The following is a 19,516-nucleotide window of genomic DNA, read 5'->3' as shown; positions in this document are numbered from 1 at the left end:
TCCCGATGCGCCGCGATCCCTCTATTACCACAGGGAGGAATACGGGCTTTATGAACAACGCAAAACTGTATGTCATCGAATACACCCTTCACGGCACGCCCAAGTCGTTCATTATCCGCTCGGACAAAATGGACAACACCGAGGCGTGGCATTGGGCGAGTTGCGACGCCGGGGTCGGCCGCATCCCGCGCTTTGGCCGTGAGAAGGTGCAGAAGACCAGCAAACCGATGGCGGAAAAATTCGGCGTGGAAAACGTCGTGTGGCGACCGACCAGCTAAGCTCTGCCTGGCGATCGGCATCATTCGGGGGAATGCATCATGAGCAACATCATCAGCCCGGCGCATCTGGACTACGGCCTTGATACGTTGTTCGGGCGTATCACCAAAAGCGTGGACTGCCGCGTTGGGCTGGAGGCGGTCGCGGATGATCCGTTTTGCTTTGCCTTGCGTGTGCCGGCGCCGCTGCCGGAAGACCTCGACCAGGCGAAAACCGTGGTGGTCAGGGTTGAAGGGCGAAGGCTGCAAGGTACGGTAAGGCATGCAGAGCGGCTGGATGATGAGAGCCTGAAACTGGAAGTGGAGCCTGATTAGGCTCCACTTTTTTATGCGTGCTGTTATTTCGGATGGGCGCAATGGCAGCCTTTGCTTGAACATTCTTCGCCACTTTTGTGGTGGTGGGCGCAGGCTTCGCAGCAATAGTGTTTGCCGTGGACGGCGTAGGAATGATCGCCTTCCTTGATCGTGCATTTGCAGTTGGGGCAGTCGCATTTTCTATCGGGCATGGGACAGACTCCTTGGGTGGGGGTTGTCTGGGGCTTGAAGGGCAAGCCTTGATAACCAGTGTAGGAGCTGCCGCAGGCTGCGATCTTTTGATTTTGTTTGGGATTGGGATTGGGATTGGGATTGGGGGCATATCCGTTGCTGCGGGTGTTGCCGCTGGCGGTTTCGCTCTTACAGCGAGTCACCTTTTCCAAACGCCGAAAAGGTAACCCAAAAGGCTTTGCCCCGGCGTACGGCACTTCGCTGAGGCTCAGTGTTCCCTCGCTACGGTGTCCATCCGGGGGCATCGCCTACGGTTTGCTTCGCTGCACCTCCTCTCGATGTGTGCGGCTTCGCCGCACGGCGCTGCGCGCCTAACCCCCGGATGAACACCTACGCTCGGCCTGCCGAAGGGGCAAAAAATCAAAAGCCGAAGCAAGATCAAGAGCCAGATCAAGAGCCCCTCACCCTAGCCCTCTCCCAGAGGGAGAGGGGACTGAACGTGGTGTTTGGATGAGCTACGCCGACGTGCGATACCGTGTTGAACTCAGGTTTTGAAACAGATCAAAAGCCCCTCACCCTAGCCCTCTCCCGGAGGGAGAGGGGACTGACCGAGTTGTTTGGGAGAGCTACGCCGACGTGAAATACCGCGTTGAACTCAGATTTTGAACGGCCCACAAATCGGCTCCCTCTCCCTCGGGAGAGGGCTGGGCGGGCGGCGTTCCGATGAGGGGCAAACACACCACAAATCAAAAGCCGAACACCCGCTCTTCACCACTCAATAGGATGAGCGTTAGCTCGGCTGCAGCTCTTGATCTGTAAGGCGACGTCGGAAGGCTGAGTGGAGGGATTGATCCGGGCGTGGGAGCGCAGCGACCGTTTGGCGCAGCCAAACACAGCGAGAGTAGGTGCAGCGAAGCAAACCGGAGACGCTGCGCCCGGATCGATCCCGCAGCGAAGGGACCCCGAGCCCCAGCGAGCGGGCCGCACGTAGGAGCAAGCCTTTTGGGTTACCTTTTCGGCGTTTGGAAAAGGTGACCCGCCGTCAGGGCGGAACCCTAATCAGCAACACCCGCAGCAACGGATATGCACTCAACTCACCCAGCCTGACGCGAACTCCTATACATAAACACCAAAGCCACCCCCAAACACACCATCGCCAAAATCCGCGAACCAGACAGCTCAATCGCCGGATTCCCCAACCAGCCAAAATTATCAATCAACATCCCCATCCCCAACTGCCCGACAATCACCGCCACCGTCGCCACAGCCGTCCCCACCACCGGCACCGCCCCGACCATCACCATCATGTACACCACGCCAAACAACGCCCCGGTCAACTGCCACTTCGGCACATCCAACAGGCTCACCGCTTGGGCCGGCTCAAAAAACAAAATCAACAACCCCGTCGTCACAGCACCTACAACAAAGGTCAGCAAACTACTGCGCAACACCCCTACGCTCTCGCCCAAACGCCCATTGATCGCCGCCTGCACACTCAACACCGCACCGGCCAACACCACCACCGCCAACAAAATAACCAGACTCATCACTCACCCCCGCGCAATCAAAACCAAAGCCGCCACAATCAACCCCAACGCCAGCCACCGCTCGGCGTTGACCTTCTTGCGCGTCGCCCCGAACCAGCCGAAATGGTCAATCAACACACTCTTGCCAACCTGCCCGGACAGAATCGCAATCATCGTCATGGCAATGCCGATATGCGGTGTCGCCAACGTCAGCACCACCACATACATCGGCCCCAGAAACCCGCCGATCAACTGCCAGCGCGGCAGATCGGTCAGTGCCGGGCCTTTTTGCGGGCCGGCAAACAGCAGCAGCAAAAACAGAATCGCCGAACCCACCCCAAAGATGCTCAAGGTTGCCCACAGATGTCCGACCTGCACACCCAACGGCCCAAGCAATCCGGCCTCCACCGACAAGCCCATCCCCGCGAGAATCACCAGCGGCAGCAACAACAAGCGCAATCCGGATTTAGTCGCCGGCGCGCTAACGCTCACCTCATCCAACGTCTGCATAAACAACATTCCACTCACATAAACGATGGCGCGGATTATCGGCTGGCGAAGCTGTGCGATAAATGGGAGCATCCGGACAACACTTTTGCGCAATACGCACAGCAGGACACATCATGTACGGGCTCAATGAACTCGGATTCAAGGCACTCAGGCTGTTTGTGGCAGTGCTCGATCACGGCAGCTTCTCCGAAGTGGCCCGTCGCGAAGGTGTGGCACCCTCCTCGATCTCCCGGCAGATCCAGTTGATGGAGCAGGCGTTGAACCAGCAATTGCTCTACCGCCACACTCGCGCAGTGACGCCGACCGAAGCCGGGCGCATGCTCGGTCACCATGCGCGGCTGGTGCTGGTGCAACTGGAAGAAGCCGAACAGGCGTTGCAGGAACAGCAAAGCGAACCCACCGGTCTGGTGCGGATCAACGCCCCGGTGGTGTTCGGCCAACGGCATCTGACGCCGTGGCTGGGCCAGTTGTGTGCGCGTTATCCGAAGCTGCAACTGGATATCCAGCAGACCGACCATTACGTCGACCCGTTACAGGAAGGCGCGGATTTGCTGTTTCGCATCGGACCGCTGCACGACTCGAGCATGCAGGCACGGATTGTGGCGCCGCATCGCTTTCAGGTCGCGGCCAGCCCGGCATATCTCAAACTTCATGGCACACCGCAGAAGCCTGAAGATCTCGCGCAACACCAATGCCTGGCCTACAAGGGCGCGACCGGCCAGCAACGCTGGTTTTTCCGCCGCGACGGCAAGGACTGGACGCCGTATTCGGTGAAAGGCCCGATCACTGGCAACCACGCCGACACCCTCACCCAAGCCGCCGAGCAAGGCCTGGGGCTGGTGATGTTTCCGTCATGGCTGATTGGCGAAGCGGTGCGCGACGGCACGCTGGTGCCGGTGCTGGGGGACTATCAGGTGTCGAACAGCCTGGAACCGCAGCAGATTGCGGTGTTGTGGCCGGGGAGCCGCAGGTTGTCGGTGAAGGTGCGGACGGTGATTGATTTCTTTGTCGAATGCTTCGGCGAAGTGCCGTACTGGGATCGTCCCTGAAAGCTGAAGATCAAGAGCCCCTCACCCTAGCCCTCTCCCGGAGGGAGAGGGGACTGATTGGGGGATATTGCAGGCATGCACTGACCTGAAAGCTCTGCTGTGAATCCATAATCGACTCGATTTCTCAGGTCGATGGATGACACAAGACACCTCGGTCAGTCCCCTCTCCCTCCGGGAGAGGGTTAGGGTGAGGGGCTTCTCAAGCGGTCAAATACGGAACTGACCCACGAGTTTGCCCAGGCGCTGCCCCAGCTCCGCCAAACTACGCGAAGTCTGTGCACCCAGCTGCGTCTCATCGGCCACGCTGTCCACCGCCACCGCAATCTGATGCACGCTGCGATTGATCTCTTCCGCCACCGCCGTCTGCTCTTCCGCCGCACTGGCAATCTGCGCGTTCATCGAGTTGATCGTCGCGATCAGTTCGGCCATCGCATCCAGCGAAGCCCCGGCCTGATTGGCCTGCTGTGAAGTGCCGTCACCCGCTTCGCTGGAACGGCGCATCGCCTCGACCGCCGATTGCGTGCCCGCCTGCAAACGATCGATCATGCCCTGAATTTCCTGGGTACTGATCTGCGTACGACTGGCCAATGCCCGCACCTCATCCGCCACCACGGCAAAGCCGCGTCCGGCCTCGCCAGCGCGCGCCGCTTCGATCGCGGCGTTCAGCGCCAGCAGGTTGGTCTGTTCGGCGATCGAACGAATCACCCCGAGCACGCCGACAATCGACGTCACGTCCTGCTGCAGGCTGTCGAGTGACACGCCGCTGCTGCGGATGTCATCGACCAGCGCATGGATCTGTTTGATGCTGCCGGCCACCACGCGCTTGGCGCTCTGGCCTTCTTCGTCAGTCTGCTGAGCGGCGACGGCGGCGTTCTGCGCGCTTTTGGCGACTTCCTGTGCGGCGGCGGACATTTCGTTGATTGCGGTAGCGACCTGATCAGTCTCATGGCGCTGACGTTCCATCGCCTGATCCGAACGCTGGGCCTGATCGGACACTTGCGTCACCAGCCCGGTCAGTTGCGTGGTCATCTCGGTGATCTGCCGCACCAGGCCATGGATCTTGTCGACGAAGCGGTTGAACGAGCCGGCCAGTTCGCCGAGTTCGTCCTGGCTGGTGATATTCAGTCGACGGGTCAGATCGCCCTCGCCTGCCGCGATGTCATCGAGGTTGGCTTTCATCAGGGTCAGCGGACGCAAAATGGTATTGGCCAGCAGCATTCCCGCCGCCGCAATCACCAACAACACCACCACCGCAACGCCGACGATGCTCAGCACCACGCCTTGCATACGCTCCTGTACCTGCGCTTCGACCAACGCCACTTGCGCTTCGATGCCGTCGAGGTTGACCGAAGTACCGACTGCCATGTCCCACTTCGCCAGGTATTCGGTGTAACCGAGTTTCGGCACCAGCACCTGCGCATTGCCCGGCAGCGGCGAGCTGTATTGCAGATAGTGCGTGCCGTCCTTCGCCACACTGACCAGGCCACGGTTGACGTAAACGCCGTTCGGGTCGCGGTTGTCTTTGAAGCTTTTGCCCACGCCTTCCGGGTCGTTGGCCTTGAACAGGCGCACGGTCTCGGAGTCGTAGCCGAAGAAGTAGCCGTCCTTGCCGTAGCGAATGCCCGAAAGCAGTTTGATCGCTTGCGCCCGCGCCTCGTTGTCACCGGGAGCGGCCGCGTCGTACAGCGGTTTGATCGTGGTCATGGCCACGGCGACATAACTTTGCAGGGTCGCTTTGGCATCGCCGAGCAGGCGCTCGCGGGTCTGTTCGACCTCTTTGTGCGCCTGTTCCTGGAGGATGAACAGCGTGGTCAGGCTGATGACCAGGGCAAAGAGCAATACCGGAAGAACGGCGAGGGAGAGGACTTTAGCCTTGAGGCTCAGGCGCATTGTGGGAGCTCACTCTTTTGGTTTTATTGGCGTGGTTAAAGGCTTTAACGGCACGCCATCACAAAAGTTGAGCAAAGGGATTACCCCATTCCCCTGTGGGAGCGAGCTTGCTCGCGAAGGCGTCGTGTCAGTCAACCATTAAGTCGCTGATACACCGCTTTCGCGAGCAACTCGCTCCCACAGGAGATCGGCGGGGTTCAGAGAACCATCGCGGCCACCCAGCCGAACGCCAGCAACGGCAAGTTATAGTGCAGGAACGTCGGCACCACGGTGTCCCAGATGTGGTGATGCTGGCCGTCGATGTTCAGGCCGGAGGTCGGCCCGAGGGTCGAATCCGAGGCCGGCGAACCGGCATCACCCAACGCGCCGGCGGTGCCGACGATGCACACGATCGCAATCGGGCTGAACCCGAGTTGCACGCACAAAGGCACAAAGATCGCCGCCAGGATCGGCACGGTAGAAAACGACGAACCGATGCCCATGGTCACCAGCAACCCGACCAGCAGCATCAACAACGCACCGATGCCCTTGCTGTGATTGATCCACGACGCCGAAGATTCAACCAGTGTCTGCACTTCGCCAGTGGCCTTCATCACTTCGGCAAAACCGGAGGCGGCGATCATGATGAAGCCGATCATCGCCATCATTTTCATGCCTTCGGTGAACAGGTCATCGGTCTCGCGCCATTTCACGATGCCCGATACCGAGAAGATCAGAAAACCGACCAGCGCCCCGATAATCATCGAGTCCAGCAGCAGCTGCACAATGAACGCGGCGGCAATCGCCACACCGGCAATCATCAGGCTCAGCGGGTTGTACTGCACCGCCACTTGCTCGACCTGCTCGATCTTCGCCAGGTCGTACACGCGCCGTTTGCGATAAGTGATGAACGCCATCGCCAGGCCGAAGACCATGCCCAGCGCCGGAATGCCCATGGCGTGGGTGACATTGATGCCACTGATATCGACACCACTGCGCGCAACATTCGCCAACAAAATCTCATTGAGGAAGATGTTGCCGAAACCCACCGGCAGAAACATGTACGGCGTGATCAGGCCGAAGGTCATGACGCAGGCGATCAAGCGACGGTCGAGTTGCAGCTTGGTCAGCACATATAAAAGCGGCGGCACCAGCAGTGGAATGAACGCGATGTGGATCGGCAGGATGTTCTGTGAAGCAATCGCCACAACCCACAGCAAGCCGATCAGCAGCCATTTGACGCTGCCACCGCCGGTCGCATGTTGACGGTCGACCATCGCCAGCGCCTTGTCGGCCAAGGCATGGGCCAGGCCTGACTTGGCAATCGCCACAGCGAAAGCGCCGAGCAACGCGTAGGACAGCGCCACCGTGGCACCACCGCCCAGGCCGCTGTTGAAGGCCTTGAGCGTGGCGTCGATGCCCAGACCACCGGTCAGGCCGCCAACCAGCGCACCAACGATCAGAGCGATCACCACATGCACGCGGGACAGGCTGAGCACCAGCATGACGCCGACCGCCGCTATGACTGCATTCATTTCACTTCCTCGAAAAACACTGCGGTGGAAAACCGACCGCCAGACAGAATGAGTCCGCCAAAGCTTAACCGGCGGATTTGCAAAGAGGGTCTTATTAGAAGGGCGCGCACTGTGCCGCAGAGTGGCCGCAGTGTCAAAGTGAGCCGGCGATTTCGGGTGCGGCAATCCGCCATATTGTGTTTCAAGGATAAAGAAAGCCGAAACACGGCCGTTACAGTGCAAAGTCTCAGATATTTATCGAATAAGGACGTCTCCATGTCGCTCAGACAACTTTCCATCCAATGGAAAATCACCCTGCTCGCCGGCCTGTGCCTGGCCGGTATCGTGACCCTGTTGGTGGGTCTTTCGCTGTATCGCATGGAGCACAGTTCCGAACTGGTGAAAGCTTCGAGCATGGAAATGCTCACTGAGTCGGCGCAGGCACGCATCGAATCGCAAGGTGAAGTGCAGGCCGCCGGTATCCGCCAGCAGTTCATGGACGCCTATCAGTACGGCCATGGCTTCTCGCGGCAGGTGTTGTTCCTGCGCGAGCAGGCCGAGAAGCGCTTTCTCGATGCCTTCGATCTGCGCGAAGACATGACCCGACAGGTCAAATCGGCGCTGCAAGCCAACCCGGATCTGCTCGGCCTGTCGTTGGTGTTCGAAGCCAATGCACTGGACGGCAAAGACGAACTGTTCGCCGGTCAGGCTGAACTCGGCAGCAACGACAAGGGCCGTTTCGCCCTGTACTGGTCGCAGCCAACACCGGGCAAGGTCACCTCGATGGCCCTGCCGGAAAGCGACATGGCCGACACCAGCACCGGCCCCAGCGGCCAAGCGGCCAATGCCTGGTTCACCTGCCCGCGCGCCACGCTCAAACCGTGTGTGATCGAACCGTACTTCTATGTGATCGACGGCCAGAAGGTGCTGATGACCAGCATCGTCTTCCCGCTGATGGTCAACGGCAAAGTCATCGCCTCGCTGTCGGTCGACATCAACCTCAACAGCCTGCAAGCGATCAGCCAGGGCGCGAGCAAAAAGCTCTACGACGGCCAGACCGCCGTGAGCATCATCAGCCCCGCCGGCCTGCTCGCCGGGTACAGCCCGGATGCCGGCAAACTCAGCCAGCGCCTGGACGCCGTGGACAAAATCAGCGGCGCCGAACTGCTGAGCAAGCTCGCCTCAAGCACCAGCGTGAGCAGCCTGCACAGCAACGGCCAGTTGAAAGTGCTGTCGCCGTTCCAGCCGATTCCGGGTGGTCCGTCGTGGGGCGTCTTGCTCGATGTGCCAGAGAAAGTCCTGGTCAGCCGCGCCGAAGCGCTCAAGCAACAGCTGGACGCGAGCAACAACTCGGGCACGCTGATCGAATTGAGTCTCGGCGTGCTGGCCGCGTTGATCGGCCTGCTGCTGGTGTGGCTGATGGCGCGCAGCGTGACCAAACCGATCCTCGGCGTGGCGCACATGCTCGAAGACATCGCCAGCGGTGAAGGCGATCTGACCCGCCGTCTGGCCTATGACAAGAAGGACGAACTGGGTCAGTTGGCCGGTTGGTTCAACAAATTCCTCGACAAGTTGCAGCCGATCATCGCCGAGGTGAAACGTTCGGTGCAGGATGCGCGCAACACTGCCGACCAGTCCTCAGCGATTGCCACCCAGACCAGCGCCGGCATGGAACAGCAATACCGTCAGGTCGATCAGGTCGCCACTGCGTCCCACGAAATGAGCGCCACCGCGCAAGACGTCGCCCGCAGCGCTGCACAAGCGGCCGAAGCCGCCAAGGATGCTGATCGCGCCACCCGCCAGGGCCTGACCGTGATCGACCGCACCACCGCCAGCATCGACACCCTAGCCGCTGACATGAGCGCAGCGATGGTGCAAGTTGAAGGTCTGGCCGCCAACAGCGAGAAGATCGGCGCCGTGCTGGAAACCATCCGCGCCATCGCCGAACAGACCAACCTGCTGGCGCTCAACGCTGCGATTGAAGCGGCGCGTGCCGGTGAGGCCGGACGTGGCTTTGCCGTGGTTGCCGACGAAGTCCGTAACCTCGCCCGCCGCACACAGGAGTCGGTGGAAGAAACCCGTCAGGTCATCGAGCAGTTGCAGAGCGGTACCCAGGATGTGGTCGGGTCGATGGGCAACAGCCATCGTCAGGCTCAGGGTAGCGTTGAACAGGTTGGCCAAGCGGTGACTGCGCTGCGCCAGATTGGCGATGCGGTGACGGTGATCAGCGACATGAACCTGCAGATTGCCAGCGCGGCGGAAGAGCAGAGCGCGGTGGCCGAGGAGATCAATAACAACGTGGCGACGATCCGTGATGTAACGGAGTCGTTGTCCGGGCAGGCGAATGAGTCGGCGCGGGTGAGTCAGTCGCTCAATAGTCTGGCGAATCAGCAGCAGAGTTTGATGGATCAGTTTCGGGTTTGATTCAAGATTGGAGGGTGTCAGGTAAATCCTTACCCCCTCACCCCAGCCCTCTCCCCCAAGGGGCGAGGGGGAAAGGGAGCCGATCTCCACGCCATTCAAAACCTGAGTTCGACTCGATTTTCCAGATCCCGGTAACGCTTTCAAAACCTGAGTTCGGCTCGGTATTTCAGATCACGGGAAGGCTTTCAAACCCTGAGCTCGACTCGGTATCTCACGTCGGCGTACCTCTCCCAAACAACGCGGTCAGTCCCCTCTCCCTCCGGGAGAGGGTTAGGGTGAGGGGCTTCTAAAAGGCTCACCGCCGAGGCAACTCGATCACCACCTTCAACCCGCCCCACTCACTCTCGCCCAACACCAGCAACCCGCCCCAGGTCTCGACAATGTCGCGGACAATCCCCAGCCCCAGGCCATGCCCGTGGGTCTGCTCATCCAGCCGCGTCCCCCGGCTGAACACCTCAGTGCGCTGTTCTTCGGGAATCCCCGGGCCGTCATCTTCCACGCTCAGGGCAAAGCCATCCGCGCGCTCGATCACGCTGAGGCGCACCTCGGCATCCGCCCACTTGCAAGCGTTGTCCAAAAGATTGCCGAGCAACTCGAGCAAATCCTCCCGATCCCACGGCAGTTGCAACCCCGCCGGCGCGACATAACTCAAGGCCAGATGCTCGCCATGAATCATGTTCAACGTGGCGAGCAACCCCGGCAGTTCCGCATCGCAATCAAACAGCGCGCCCGGTAACGCATCCCCGGACAGTCGCGCACGGTTCAATTCACGATTGAGCCGCTGCTGCACCTGCTCCAGCTGTTCCTTGAGCACCTTGCGCAACTCTGGATGAGCATCGAGTTTTTCGCTTGAGGCCAAGCTCAACAACACCGCCAACGGCGTTTTCAAGGCGTGTCCCAAGTTGCCCAAGGCATTGCGTGAGCGCTTGAGGCTGTCTTCGGTGTGTGCGAGCAAATGGTTGATCTGCGCCACCAATGGCTCCAGCTCCACCGGCACCTGATCATCCAGCTGTGAACGCTGGCCCTGCTGCAATTGCGCGATCTGTTCGCGAGCCCTTTCCAGCGGTTTCAACGCACGGCGCACGGTCAAGCGCTGCAAGAACAGAATCAACAGCAACGCCGCCAGACCGAGGCCGAGGCCGATCTGGCGCATGCGCTGAAAGCTCTCGCGCACGGGCGTGTAATCCTGGGCGACGCTGATCGAGATCGACTGACCCAAGCGTCGATAGTCCGAACGCAGCACCAGCAATTGCTGGCCGTCCGGGCCCAGTTGCAGATTGCTGTGCAGACCGGGATGGTCAAGCAACGGCAGATCCTGATCCCACAGCGAGCGCGAACGCCAATGGCTGTCGGCGAAATCGATGCGGAAATAATGCCCGGAAAACGGCCGCTGATAGGCCGGCGACAAATGCCGCTCATCCAATTGCAAACCCTGCGGGCCACGCACCAATGCCACTAGCAGACTTTCGCTGTCGTTGCGCAGACCCGCTTCGAGGTAGCGCTGCAACCCCACTTCGAACAACCACAGACTGGTTTGCGCCACCACCACACCGACAACCACCATCACGCTGATCAAACCCAGGCTCAAGCGGCGCTGGATCGACCTCACGAAGCTTGCCCGCCGAACAGGTAACCCTGACCGCGACGGGTTTCGATCACGCTTTTGCCGAGCTTGCGCCGCAGGTGATTGACATGCACTTCGAGGACGTTGGAATCGCGCTCGGTCTCACCATCGTAGAGGTGTTCGGCGAGGTGGCTTTTGGAAAGGATCTGCTCCGGGTGCAGCATGAAATAGCGCAGCAGACGAAATTCGGCGGCGGTCAGTTGAATGTCGGCACCGTCGCGCACCACGCACTGGCGGCCCTCGTCCAGATGCAGTCCGGCAGCCTGCAATGTCGGCTGATTGGACTGGCCTTTGGAGCGCCGCAACAGCGATTGAATGCGCAGTTGCAGCTCTTCGGGGTGGAACGGTTTGGTCAGGTAATCATCGGCGCCGGCCTTCAGGCCTTCGATGCGCTCGGCCCAGGAATCGCGCGCCGTGAGGATCAGCACCGGGATCGCCAGACCGCCAGCACGCCATTGCGCCAGCACCTCAAGCCCCGGCACGCCTGGCAGGCCGAGGTCGAGAATGATCAGGTCATACGGCTCGCTGCTGCCCTGATACAGCGCATCACGACCGTCCGCCAGCCAATCGACCGCGTAACCCTGGCGTTGCAGGCCGGCGAGCAATTCGTCAGCCAGCGGTACGTGGTCTTCCACCAATAGCAAACGCATCGATCAATCTTCCTTGTCTTTCACAAGTTCGCCGGTATCGGCCTTCAAGTGCAGCTCACGGGCGACACCTTCGACGGTCAGCAACTCGACTTCATAAATGTAGACGTCGTGTTTTTCTTCCAGCTCGACTTCCAGCAGTTTTGCGCCGGGATAGCGGTCCATCGCCTGCTGCAGCACTTGCTCCAGCGGCAGGATCACGCCCTGCTTGCGCAAATTGAGCGCTTCGTCCGGGCCGAGGTCGCGGGCCATCGCCGTCGAGCAACACATCACCAGCGCCAACGCCATGCGGCGGGTGGCGCGAACATTAACCTTCATTACGTATCCTGATGATCCTTGAGAACCTGCCCAGTCACCGCGTCTAATTCCAGATCCCACTCCTGCCCCTGCGGATCGCGCATTTCGATCTGGTAGATGTACTTGCCGTACTGCTCTTCCAGCTCGGTGTCGGTGATCGTCGAACCCGGGTGTTTGGCCAACGCGGTGGCGTTGAGCTTCTCGAAGGAGACGATAGTACCAGCGTCGCGCAGACGCAGGGCTTCGTCAGGACCGAGATCGCGGGCGTGGGCGAGGCTGGCAGTGAAACCGATGATCGAGGCAATGGACAGGGCAGTCAGGGTTTTCATGGTGTCTCCGTATTTTTATGTGTTGCTTCACGGTGGGCACCTTAGCGGGATGAACTTAACTGAAACTGAATTGCCATCATTGCCCCAGCTCAACATAGGCCCCCCTGTGGGAGCGAGCTTGCTCGCGAATGCGGTGTATCAGACACATCATCGTTGACTGACCCTACGCTTTCGCGAGCAAGCTCGCTCCCACAGGGGACATCATCGTTCTATAATCCTTCGCTTGCTAACGATCGAGACCGGTATGACCGCCATCCACATCAAACTCCCCGCCCTCACCCTCAAGGCCGGCCCACGCGCGATGGCGCGTATTCGTGCGCAAGGCCTGAACGCCGCCGACGTCGGCACCCTGCCCGGCGCTGCCGGTGGGCCAAAGGCGTTGGGGATTCAGGGGCTGGATCTGGCATTGTTCGGCGAATGGCTGCCGAGCGCACCGCGTGAGCGCTCGCTGATTGGCGCCTCGGTTGGTTCCTGGCGCTTCGCCAGTGCCTGTCTGCCGGACGCCGCCGAAGGCATCCGCCGTCTTGGCCATCTGTACGCCGAGCAGAACTTCAACAAAGGCGTGACCATGGCCGAGATCAGTCAGAGCTCGCAGCGCATGCTCAACGACCTGCTCGACGGCCGCGACGCGAGCATCCTCGATAACGCGCATTACCGCTTGAACATCATGGTGGTGAAAAGTCAGGGCCGTCTGGCCGACGATCATCGCGGGCGTTTGGGTCTGGCGCTGGGCTCGGTGATCGCCGACAACCTGCGCGGCCGCGCACGGCTGTCGCGGCACTTCGAACGCCTGATCATCCACGACCCGCGCCTCGCCCCGCCGGTCAATGCGCTGAACGATTTCCCGTCACGCTTCGTTGCGCTGAATGCCGGCAATCTGCGCCAGGCCTTGCTCGCTTCGGGCTCGATTCCGATGGTCATGGAAGGTGTGCGCGACCTGCCGGGCGCCGGTGCCGGCACTTTCCGCGACGGTGGTCTGCTCGACTATCATCTGGACCTGCCCTACAGCGGTGACGGCATCGTGCTCTATCCGCACTTCACTGATCGGGTGATTCCCGGCTGGTTCGACAAGACCCTGCCGTGGCGCAAGGCCTCGGTGGAGCGCCTGCAGGACGTGCTGTTGCTCGCGCCGTCGAAGGAGTATCTGGCGCGCCTGCCCTTCGGCAAACTGCCCGACCGCAATGACTTCAAGCGCTTTATGGGGGATGCGCCGGGCCGGCAGAAATACTGGCACGCGGCGATGGCCGAGAGCCGCCGCCTCGGCGACGAATTCCTTGAACTGACTGCCAATGGTCGCCTCGCCGAGCGCTTGCTGACCCTTTAGTCAGCACGGCCAAACACAAGCTGATAAACTCGCCGCCTGCCCGAATCGCTGCGGCGAACGCCATCTGAACAGAGCCGAAAATACCGTGGAAATCTTCAAAGAGTTTACTTTCGAATCCGCCCACCGCCTGCCGCACGTCCCGGACGGCCACAAGTGCGGACGTCTGCACGGTCACTCGTTCAAAGTGGCGCTTCACCTCAGCGGCGACCTCGATCCGCACACCGGCTGGATCCGCGATTTCTCCGAGATCAAAGCGATCTTCAAGCCGCTGTACGAGCGCCTCGATCACAACTACCTGAACGACATTCCCGGCCTGGAAAACCCGACCAGCGAAGTGCTGGCCAAATTCATCTGGAATGAAATGAAACCGTTGCTGCCGGAACTGAGCGCGATCCGGATTCACGAGACGTGCACCAGCGGTTGCATCTATCGCGGTGAGTAATGCAGAGATTACTGAAGACCATTGTGGGAGCGAGCTTGCTCGCGAATGCGGTTTGCAAGTGAAATAAATATTGACTGACACAATGCCTTCGCGAGCAAGCTCGCTCCCACAGGGATAGGCGGCGTGTCAGTGAATGAATAAACAGCCTTCACGGCTGTTTTTTTACGCCTATGCTTTTTGGCTCCCACCCGCCAAGAGGACAGGCCCATGACAGACTGGCTGCTGGATCAGGTCTTTGACTTCAACGGGCACCACATTCGTTACGCCGTGCGCGGCGACGGCCCGCCGCTGGTGTTCGTGCATGGCACGCCGTTTTCGTCGTACGTATGGCATCGGATCGCGCCGCATTTTTTCGGCACGCATCGCGTGCATTACTTCGATCTGCTGGGCTACGGGCGCTCCGAGCAACCCGACGCCGACGTCTCCCTCGGCGTGCAAAATCAACTGCTGGCGCAGTTGCTCGAGCATTGGAATATTGCAAACCCCGACGTCGTCGCTCATGACTTCGGCGGCGCCACCGTGCTGCGCGCACACCTGCTCAACGGCAAGGATTACCGCAGCCTGACGCTGATCGATCCGGTGGCGCTGACGCCGTGGGGTTCGCCGTTCGTGCAACATGTACGTCAGCATGAAGCGGCGTTCAGTGGCCTGCCCGATTACATCCAGCGCGCCATCGTGCCAACCTATATTCGCGGGGCGATTCACCGGGATATTCCTGACGACGAACTCGCTCCCTACGTGCAACCGTGGCTCGGCGATCCGGGACAAGCGGCGTTCTATCGGCAGATTGCGCAGATGGACGAGCGCTACACCCGCGAGGCCGAACCGCTGTACCCGACGATCCGCTGCCCGGTGCAGATTCTCTGGGGTGAAGACGATCAGTGGATACCCATCGAACGTGGCCGTGCGTTACAGCAAATGATCCCGGGGTCACGATTCCACCCGATTGCCAACGCCGGCCACCTCGTCCAGGAAGACGCCCCCGAAGCCATCGTCGCCGCCCTGCTGCGATTTCTCTGACCCAACACCTATCCACCTGTAGGAGCTGCCGAAGGCTGCGATCTTTTGATTTTGCTTTTTAAAACAAGATCAAAAGATCGCAGCCTTCGGCAGCTCCTACATTGGGGCTCCGGTGTATTCAGGTGCACTGTTTTCGTGCCGAACGACGCGACTCGTCTATACATAACCCGCGCCATCCGGCGTTTGGCACGACCACTGCAACCCTCCCCCGCGTCTCCTCTATTCCAGCAAGGACCGCCCCATGACGCAGAACGATCCCGGCAACGATTACCCCCTCAGCGAAGTGCCGATGCATGCACGCAAAGGTCTGGCCTCCACGGCCATGGTCTTGCTCGGTTTCACGTTTTTCACCGCGACCATGTTTGCCGGCGGCAAGCTCGGCGTGGCGTTCAGTTTCGGCGAGATGATGGCGGTGATCGTCGTCGGCAACCTGCTGCTGGGTTTGTATGCGGCAGGACTGGGCTACATCGCCTTCAAAAGCGGCCTCAACTCGGTACTGATGGGCCGTTTCTGTTTCGGCGAAGTCGGCAGCAAGCTCAGTGACCTGATCCTTGGTTTCACCCAGATCGGCTGGTATGCCTGGGGCACGGCGACGGCTGCCGTTGTGATCGGTAAATATTTCGATCTCGACGAAGGTACGGTGCTCGGCTTGATGGTGTTGTTCGGCCTGATGTTCTGCGCCACGGCGTACGTCGGTTATCGCGGGCTGGAAATTCTGTCGTACATCGCCGTGCCAGCGATGATGTTGCTGCTGATGCTATCGATGTGGGTAGCGACGGTGAAAGTCGGCGGTTTCGAAGGTTTGCTCAGCGTGGTGCCAAGCGGCTCGCTGGACTGGTCGACCGCGATCACCCTGGTGTTCGGCACCTTCGTCAGCGGCGCGACGCAAGCGACCAACTGGACGCGTTTCTCACGCTCGGCCCGGGTCGCAGTGCTGGCCAGCCTGATCGGTTTCTTCATCGGCAATGGCCTGATGGTGCTGATCGGCGCGTACGGCGCCATCGTCTATCAGCAACCGGACGTGGTGGAAGTGCTGCTGTTGCAAGGTTTCGCCATGGCCGCGATGGCCATGCTGTTGCTGAACATCTGGAGCACTCAGGACAACACCATCTACAACTTCGCCGTCGCCGGTTGCAACCTGCTGCGCACTGGCCGGCGCAAGACCGTGACCCTCGCTGGCGCGGTGATCGGCACCCTGCTCGCTCTGCTGGGCATGTACGACATGCTCGTGCCTTATCTGATTCTGCTCGGCACGGTGATTCCACCGATTGGCGGGGTGATCATGGCGGACTTTTTCTACCGCTGGCGCGGGCACTATCCGCGTCTGGCCGACGCACGGTTGCCGGCGTTCAACTGGCCGGGGCTCGGGGCCTATGCGGTCGGCACCATCGCCGCGTTCAGCTCGCCGTGGGTCGCGCCGCTGGTAGGGATCGCGGCTGCCGCGCTAACGTATGTCATCGTCACCGGCGTGCTTGGCGCTCGCAGCGCCAGCGCGCCACTACAAGACCTATAAAAAGGATTCGCCTGATGCACATCATCAACGCCCGTTTGCGCAACCAGGAAGGTTTGCACGAATTACACCTCGAAGACGGCCTGATCCGCAGCATCGCCCGCCAGACCGAAGCGCCCACCCTTGGCCCGGATGACCTCGACGCCGGCGGCAATCTGGTGGTGCCGCCCTTCGTCGAGCCGCACATTCACCTCGACGCCACCCTCACCGCTGGCGAGCCGCGCTGGAACATGAGCGGCACGCTGTTCGAAGGCATCGAGTGCTGGGGCGAGCGCAAGGTCACTATCACCGAAGAAGACACCAAGACCCGCGCGAAGAAAACCATTCAGACGCTGGCCGCCCACGGCATCCAGCACGTGCGCACCCACGTTGACGTCACCGACCCGCAACTCACCGCGCTCAAAGCCATGCTCGAAGTGCGCGAGGAAAGCCGTCATCTCATCGACCTGCAAATCGTCGCGTTTCCGCAGGAAGGCATCGAGTCGTTCCGCAACGGTCGCGAGTTGATGGAGGAAGCGATCCGCATGGGCGCGGATGTGGTTGGCGGCATTCCGCATTTCGAGTACACCCGCGATCAGGGCGTCAGTTCGGTGAAGTTTCTGATGGATCTGGCTGAGCGCACCGGTTGTCTGGTCGACGTGCATTGCGACGAAACCGACGACCCGCACTCACGCTTTCTTGAAGTACTCGCCGAAGAAGCACGCAGCCGCGACATGGGCGCCCTCGTCACCGCCAGCCACACCACAGCGATGGGCTCTTATGACAACGCCTACTGCGCAAAACTGTTCCGCCTGCTCGGTCATTCCGGAATCAGTTTTGTCTCCTGCCCGACCGAGAGCATTCACCTGCAAGGCCGCTTCGACAACTTCCCGAAACGCCGTGGCGTGACCCGCGTGAATGAGCTGCTCGAAGCCGGGATGAACGTGTGTTTCGGCCAGGATTCCATCGTCGACCCTTGGTATCCGCTGGGCAACGGCAACATCCTGCGCGTGCTCGAAGCCGGGCTGCACATCTGCCACATGCTTGGTTACCGCAACCTGCAAAGTGCGCTGGATCTGGTCACCGACAACAGTGCCAAAGCCATGCACCTGGGTGATCGCTATGGTCTGGAACAGGGCCGCCCGGCGAATCTGCTGATTCTCTCGGCGGACAGTGATTACGAAGTGATCCGCAGTCAGGGCTTGCCGTTGTATTCGATTCGCAGTGGCAAGGTGTTGATGAAGCGGCAGATGCCGGTGGTGGAGTTCAACCAGCTGCCAGGTTGAATACCCGGCATGCGCACTGTCACCGAACCGGCTCGGACAACCCCACGCGCTGAGCTGTCAGCGCTTGCTGGATCACTCGGTGGAAATGCTGCAGAGCCGGCTCATTTCTTCCGAACGTCAGGTGTGTCTGCGCACCTGACGCGATGCCCTGCTGTATTTTCGTGCTGACCTCGAAGTCCTCACCGTCCACCGTTTCCAGCAGCAGCTTCATGTTCGTGTCCCAGAGATCGCGCTCACGTTCCGTGGTGGCTGCACGCGGGGTATACAGCGCGACCTGCGCCAGGCAGGCGCCGGGCGTTTGCGGCTTCGGGAATACCCGCCAGATTTCAAGGTGATCGCGCTGCCAGAGCACCAGCGTATTGGGAAAAAGAAAATAAATGACCAGCGAATGCTTGAGTAGATTCCACTGTTCGGGAGGTTGATCGCGCAGGGTCAGAATGCTTCGTCGCGGCATGATCAGACGCGCATCGTTGCCAAAGGCCTCGAAATGGCTGACCGCTGGAAGAAAAATCGACGCCACGGTTTTCTGATGCAGAAACGGGAAATGCCAGTTCTCGAAAAACGTCTCGAGTGCATTTTTCCAATTGAACGGTTTCTCGAGCAATCGCGTTTCATACAGAGAAAAGTTTTCCAGGCGCAAATGAGCAATTTCTGCATCAAGCGTATTCGATGGCCGCTGTGCACTGCCCGCTTGTCCGGGCTCCCGGGCAACCCATATCAGACCGTGCCGTTCGAACACCGGCAAACTCCGCAGATTGTGCTCGGCGCACGTCAGGCCCGGAAAACTGCCGGCTGGCATCAATTGCACAAGCTGGCCTTGAAGGTTGTACATCCAGCCGTGATAAGGACAAGTCAAAGCGTTTTTCAGCGTTCCTTGTCCCTCGAGCAGTCGCGCGCCGCGATGCCGACAGACATTGATGAACGCGTTCAGTGTGCCATCGGCCGCGCGAATGATCACGATGGGCACGCCACTCAAGTCATCCGTCAGATAAGCCCCCGGATGGTCCAAACAGGCACTCAGTCCCATCAACAACGGATAGGCACCGAACAGACCGGCCTGTTCCAGTGCCAACTGGTGCGCACAGTGATAAACGGACACCGGATTGAGAAACGGCGCGTCCGCCAGGCTGGTAGAGCCCTGATCCAGCAGGCTGAATATTTTGCGCACAAGTAACACTTGCGTTGGATGATCCATCATCGCCTCCGAATACTGATCGGGCATCGACACAGCTGGAGTCTTTGCGATTGAACTGTTCCCCTTTTAAGCGCAATTCGAGCATCCGTAAACTGTAAGAACTAACAGGTTCGCGCCCGCAAAACTTGAGCTAAGGTGTGAGGGCCGCCATCGCAACGGGCCGCACACCCCCTCTCGGATGTACGCTTTTTCATGCTGAAGTTCGTGCGT

18 protein-coding genes and 3 pseudogenes are annotated in these 19,516 nt (G+C 60.2%); 10 read left to right on the top strand and 11 right to left on the bottom strand.

The features are described 5' to 3' along the window. The first annotated feature begins 50 nt into the window (after window positions 1-50). Entirely contained in the window at window positions 51-278 is a 228-nt protein-coding gene (locus HUW52_RS12085) for a DUF6555 family protein (protein ID WP_007919026.1), read from the top strand. Window positions 279-317: 39 nt separating this feature from the next. Further along, entirely contained in the window at window positions 318-590 is a 273-nt protein-coding gene (locus tag HUW52_RS12080) for a hypothetical protein (protein ID WP_016982824.1), read from the top strand. 23 nt (window positions 591-613) lie between these two features. On the opposite strand, the gene HUW52_RS12075 is transcribed toward HUW52_RS12080, so the two are convergent. From HUW52_RS12075 to HUW52_RS12065, 3 genes are all read right to left on the bottom strand, one after another. Beyond that, window positions 614-781, bottom strand: a complete 168-nt coding sequence (locus tag HUW52_RS12075; RefSeq protein WP_016982823.1) for a metallothionein — start codon at window positions 779-781, stop codon at window positions 614-616. Between the two features lie 1,074 nt (window positions 782-1,855). After that, complete coding sequence (locus HUW52_RS12070; protein ID WP_175553755.1) at window positions 1,856-2,308, bottom strand: DMT family transporter; 453 nt, start codon at window positions 2,306-2,308, stop codon at window positions 1,856-1,858. Between the two features lie 3 nt (window positions 2,309-2,311). Then, window positions 2,312-2,797, bottom strand: a complete 486-nt coding sequence (locus HUW52_RS12065; protein WP_095051024.1) for a DMT family transporter — start codon at window positions 2,795-2,797, stop codon at window positions 2,312-2,314. Between the two features lie 113 nt (window positions 2,798-2,910). Here HUW52_RS12065 and HUW52_RS12060 point away from each other — a divergent pair, with 113 nt between their 5' ends. Further along, window positions 2,911-3,846, top strand: coding sequence for a LysR family transcriptional regulator (locus HUW52_RS12060; RefSeq protein WP_175553754.1), 936 nt, complete (start codon window positions 2,911-2,913; stop codon window positions 3,844-3,846). 207 nt (window positions 3,847-4,053) lie between these two features. Here the strand turns inward: HUW52_RS12060 and HUW52_RS30775 are convergent. The 3 genes and pseudogenes from HUW52_RS30775 to HUW52_RS12050 all read right to left on the bottom strand — a co-directional run. Further along, window positions 4,054-4,647: pseudogene (locus HUW52_RS30775) on the bottom strand (methyl-accepting chemotaxis protein); the annotation flags it as partial. Window positions 4,648-4,959: 312 nt separating this feature from the next. Beyond that, window positions 4,960-5,736: pseudogene (locus HUW52_RS30770) on the bottom strand (cache domain-containing protein); the annotation flags it as partial. Window positions 5,737-5,933: 197 nt separating this feature from the next. Continuing rightward, window positions 5,934-7,250 carry a Na+/H+ antiporter family protein gene (locus HUW52_RS12050; protein WP_175553753.1) on the bottom strand — a complete coding sequence of 439 codons (1,317 nt, stop codon included), beginning with the start codon at window positions 7,248-7,250 and terminating at the stop codon, window positions 5,934-5,936. Between HUW52_RS12050 and HUW52_RS30765 the strand changes: the two are divergent. Continuing rightward, window positions 7,191-8,795, top strand: a pseudogene (locus tag HUW52_RS30765) (HAMP domain-containing protein); the annotation flags it as partial. The gene HUW52_RS12050 and the pseudogene HUW52_RS30765 overlap by 60 nt on opposite strands. Window positions 8,796-8,897: 102 nt before the next feature. Beyond that, window positions 8,898-9,653: a methyl-accepting chemotaxis protein gene (locus HUW52_RS30760; RefSeq protein WP_371044236.1), complete on the top strand. Its 756-nt coding sequence runs from the start codon at window positions 8,898-8,900 to the stop codon at window positions 9,651-9,653. Window positions 9,654-9,948: 295 nt separating this feature from the next. Here HUW52_RS30760 and HUW52_RS12040 read toward each other — a convergent pair whose 3' ends face one another. The 4 genes from HUW52_RS12040 to HUW52_RS12025 are packed head-to-tail and all read right to left on the bottom strand — an operon-like array spanning window position 9,949 to window position 12,550. Continuing rightward, a complete protein-coding gene (locus tag HUW52_RS12040; protein WP_016986296.1) occupies window positions 9,949-11,262 on the bottom strand; it encodes a sensor histidine kinase in 1,314 nt (437 codons plus the stop codon). After that, window positions 11,259-11,927 (bottom strand): response regulator transcription factor, encoded by a 669-nt coding sequence (locus HUW52_RS12035; RefSeq protein WP_016986295.1) that lies wholly within the window; start codon window positions 11,925-11,927, stop codon window positions 11,259-11,261. The genes HUW52_RS12040 and HUW52_RS12035 overlap by 4 nt, the downstream gene beginning before the upstream one ends. A gap of 3 nt (window positions 11,928-11,930) precedes the next feature. Beyond that, the gene (locus HUW52_RS12030) at window positions 11,931-12,242 is read right to left on the bottom strand and encodes a PepSY domain-containing protein (RefSeq protein ID WP_016986294.1); all 312 of its coding nucleotides are present in this window, start codon (window positions 12,240-12,242) and stop codon (window positions 11,931-11,933) included. Continuing rightward, entirely contained in the window at window positions 12,242-12,550 is a 309-nt protein-coding gene (locus HUW52_RS12025) for a PepSY domain-containing protein (protein ID WP_016986293.1), read from the bottom strand. The genes HUW52_RS12030 and HUW52_RS12025 overlap by 1 nt, the downstream gene beginning before the upstream one ends. Window positions 12,551-12,794: 244 nt before the next feature. Between HUW52_RS12025 and HUW52_RS12020 the strand changes: the two genes are divergently transcribed. From HUW52_RS12020 to codA, 5 genes are all read left to right on the top strand, one after another. Then, window positions 12,795-13,874 carry a patatin-like phospholipase family protein gene (locus HUW52_RS12020; protein ID WP_175553751.1) on the top strand — a complete coding sequence of 360 codons (1,080 nt, stop codon included), beginning with the start codon at window positions 12,795-12,797 and terminating at the stop codon, window positions 13,872-13,874. 85 nt (window positions 13,875-13,959) lie between these two features. Beyond that, on the top strand, window positions 13,960-14,316 hold the full coding sequence (gene queD / locus HUW52_RS12015) for a 6-carboxytetrahydropterin synthase QueD (protein ID WP_007915588.1): 357 nt from the start codon (window positions 13,960-13,962) through the stop codon (window positions 14,314-14,316). A gap of 207 nt (window positions 14,317-14,523) precedes the next feature. Continuing rightward, window positions 14,524-15,336 carry an alpha/beta fold hydrolase gene (locus tag HUW52_RS12010; protein ID WP_175553750.1) on the top strand — a complete coding sequence of 271 codons (813 nt, stop codon included), beginning with the start codon at window positions 14,524-14,526 and terminating at the stop codon, window positions 15,334-15,336. Between the two features lie 241 nt (window positions 15,337-15,577). Further along, window positions 15,578-16,849, top strand: coding sequence for a cytosine permease (gene codB / locus HUW52_RS12005; RefSeq protein ID WP_175553749.1), 1,272 nt, complete (start codon window positions 15,578-15,580; stop codon window positions 16,847-16,849). A gap of 14 nt (window positions 16,850-16,863) precedes the next feature. Next, the gene (gene codA, locus HUW52_RS12000; RefSeq protein WP_175553748.1) at window positions 16,864-18,111 is read left to right on the top strand and encodes a cytosine deaminase; all 1,248 of its coding nucleotides are present in this window, start codon (window positions 16,864-16,866) and stop codon (window positions 18,109-18,111) included. Between the two features lie 19 nt (window positions 18,112-18,130). On the opposite strand, the gene HUW52_RS11995 is transcribed toward codA, so the two are convergent. Further along, the gene (locus HUW52_RS11995; RefSeq protein WP_256668515.1) at window positions 18,131-19,333 is read right to left on the bottom strand and encodes an SRPBCC family protein; all 1,203 of its coding nucleotides are present in this window, start codon (window positions 19,331-19,333) and stop codon (window positions 18,131-18,133) included. Window positions 19,334-19,516 lie beyond the last annotated feature (183 nt).

The sequence above is a fragment of the Pseudomonas sp. 43A genome (assembly GCF_013363935.1).
In the GTDB taxonomy this organism is placed as follows: domain Bacteria; phylum Pseudomonadota; class Gammaproteobacteria; order Pseudomonadales; family Pseudomonadaceae; genus Aquipseudomonas; species Aquipseudomonas crudilactis.
Note: the sequence above shows the minus strand (reverse complement) of the source record. Positions and strands in the feature narration are given on the sequence as shown.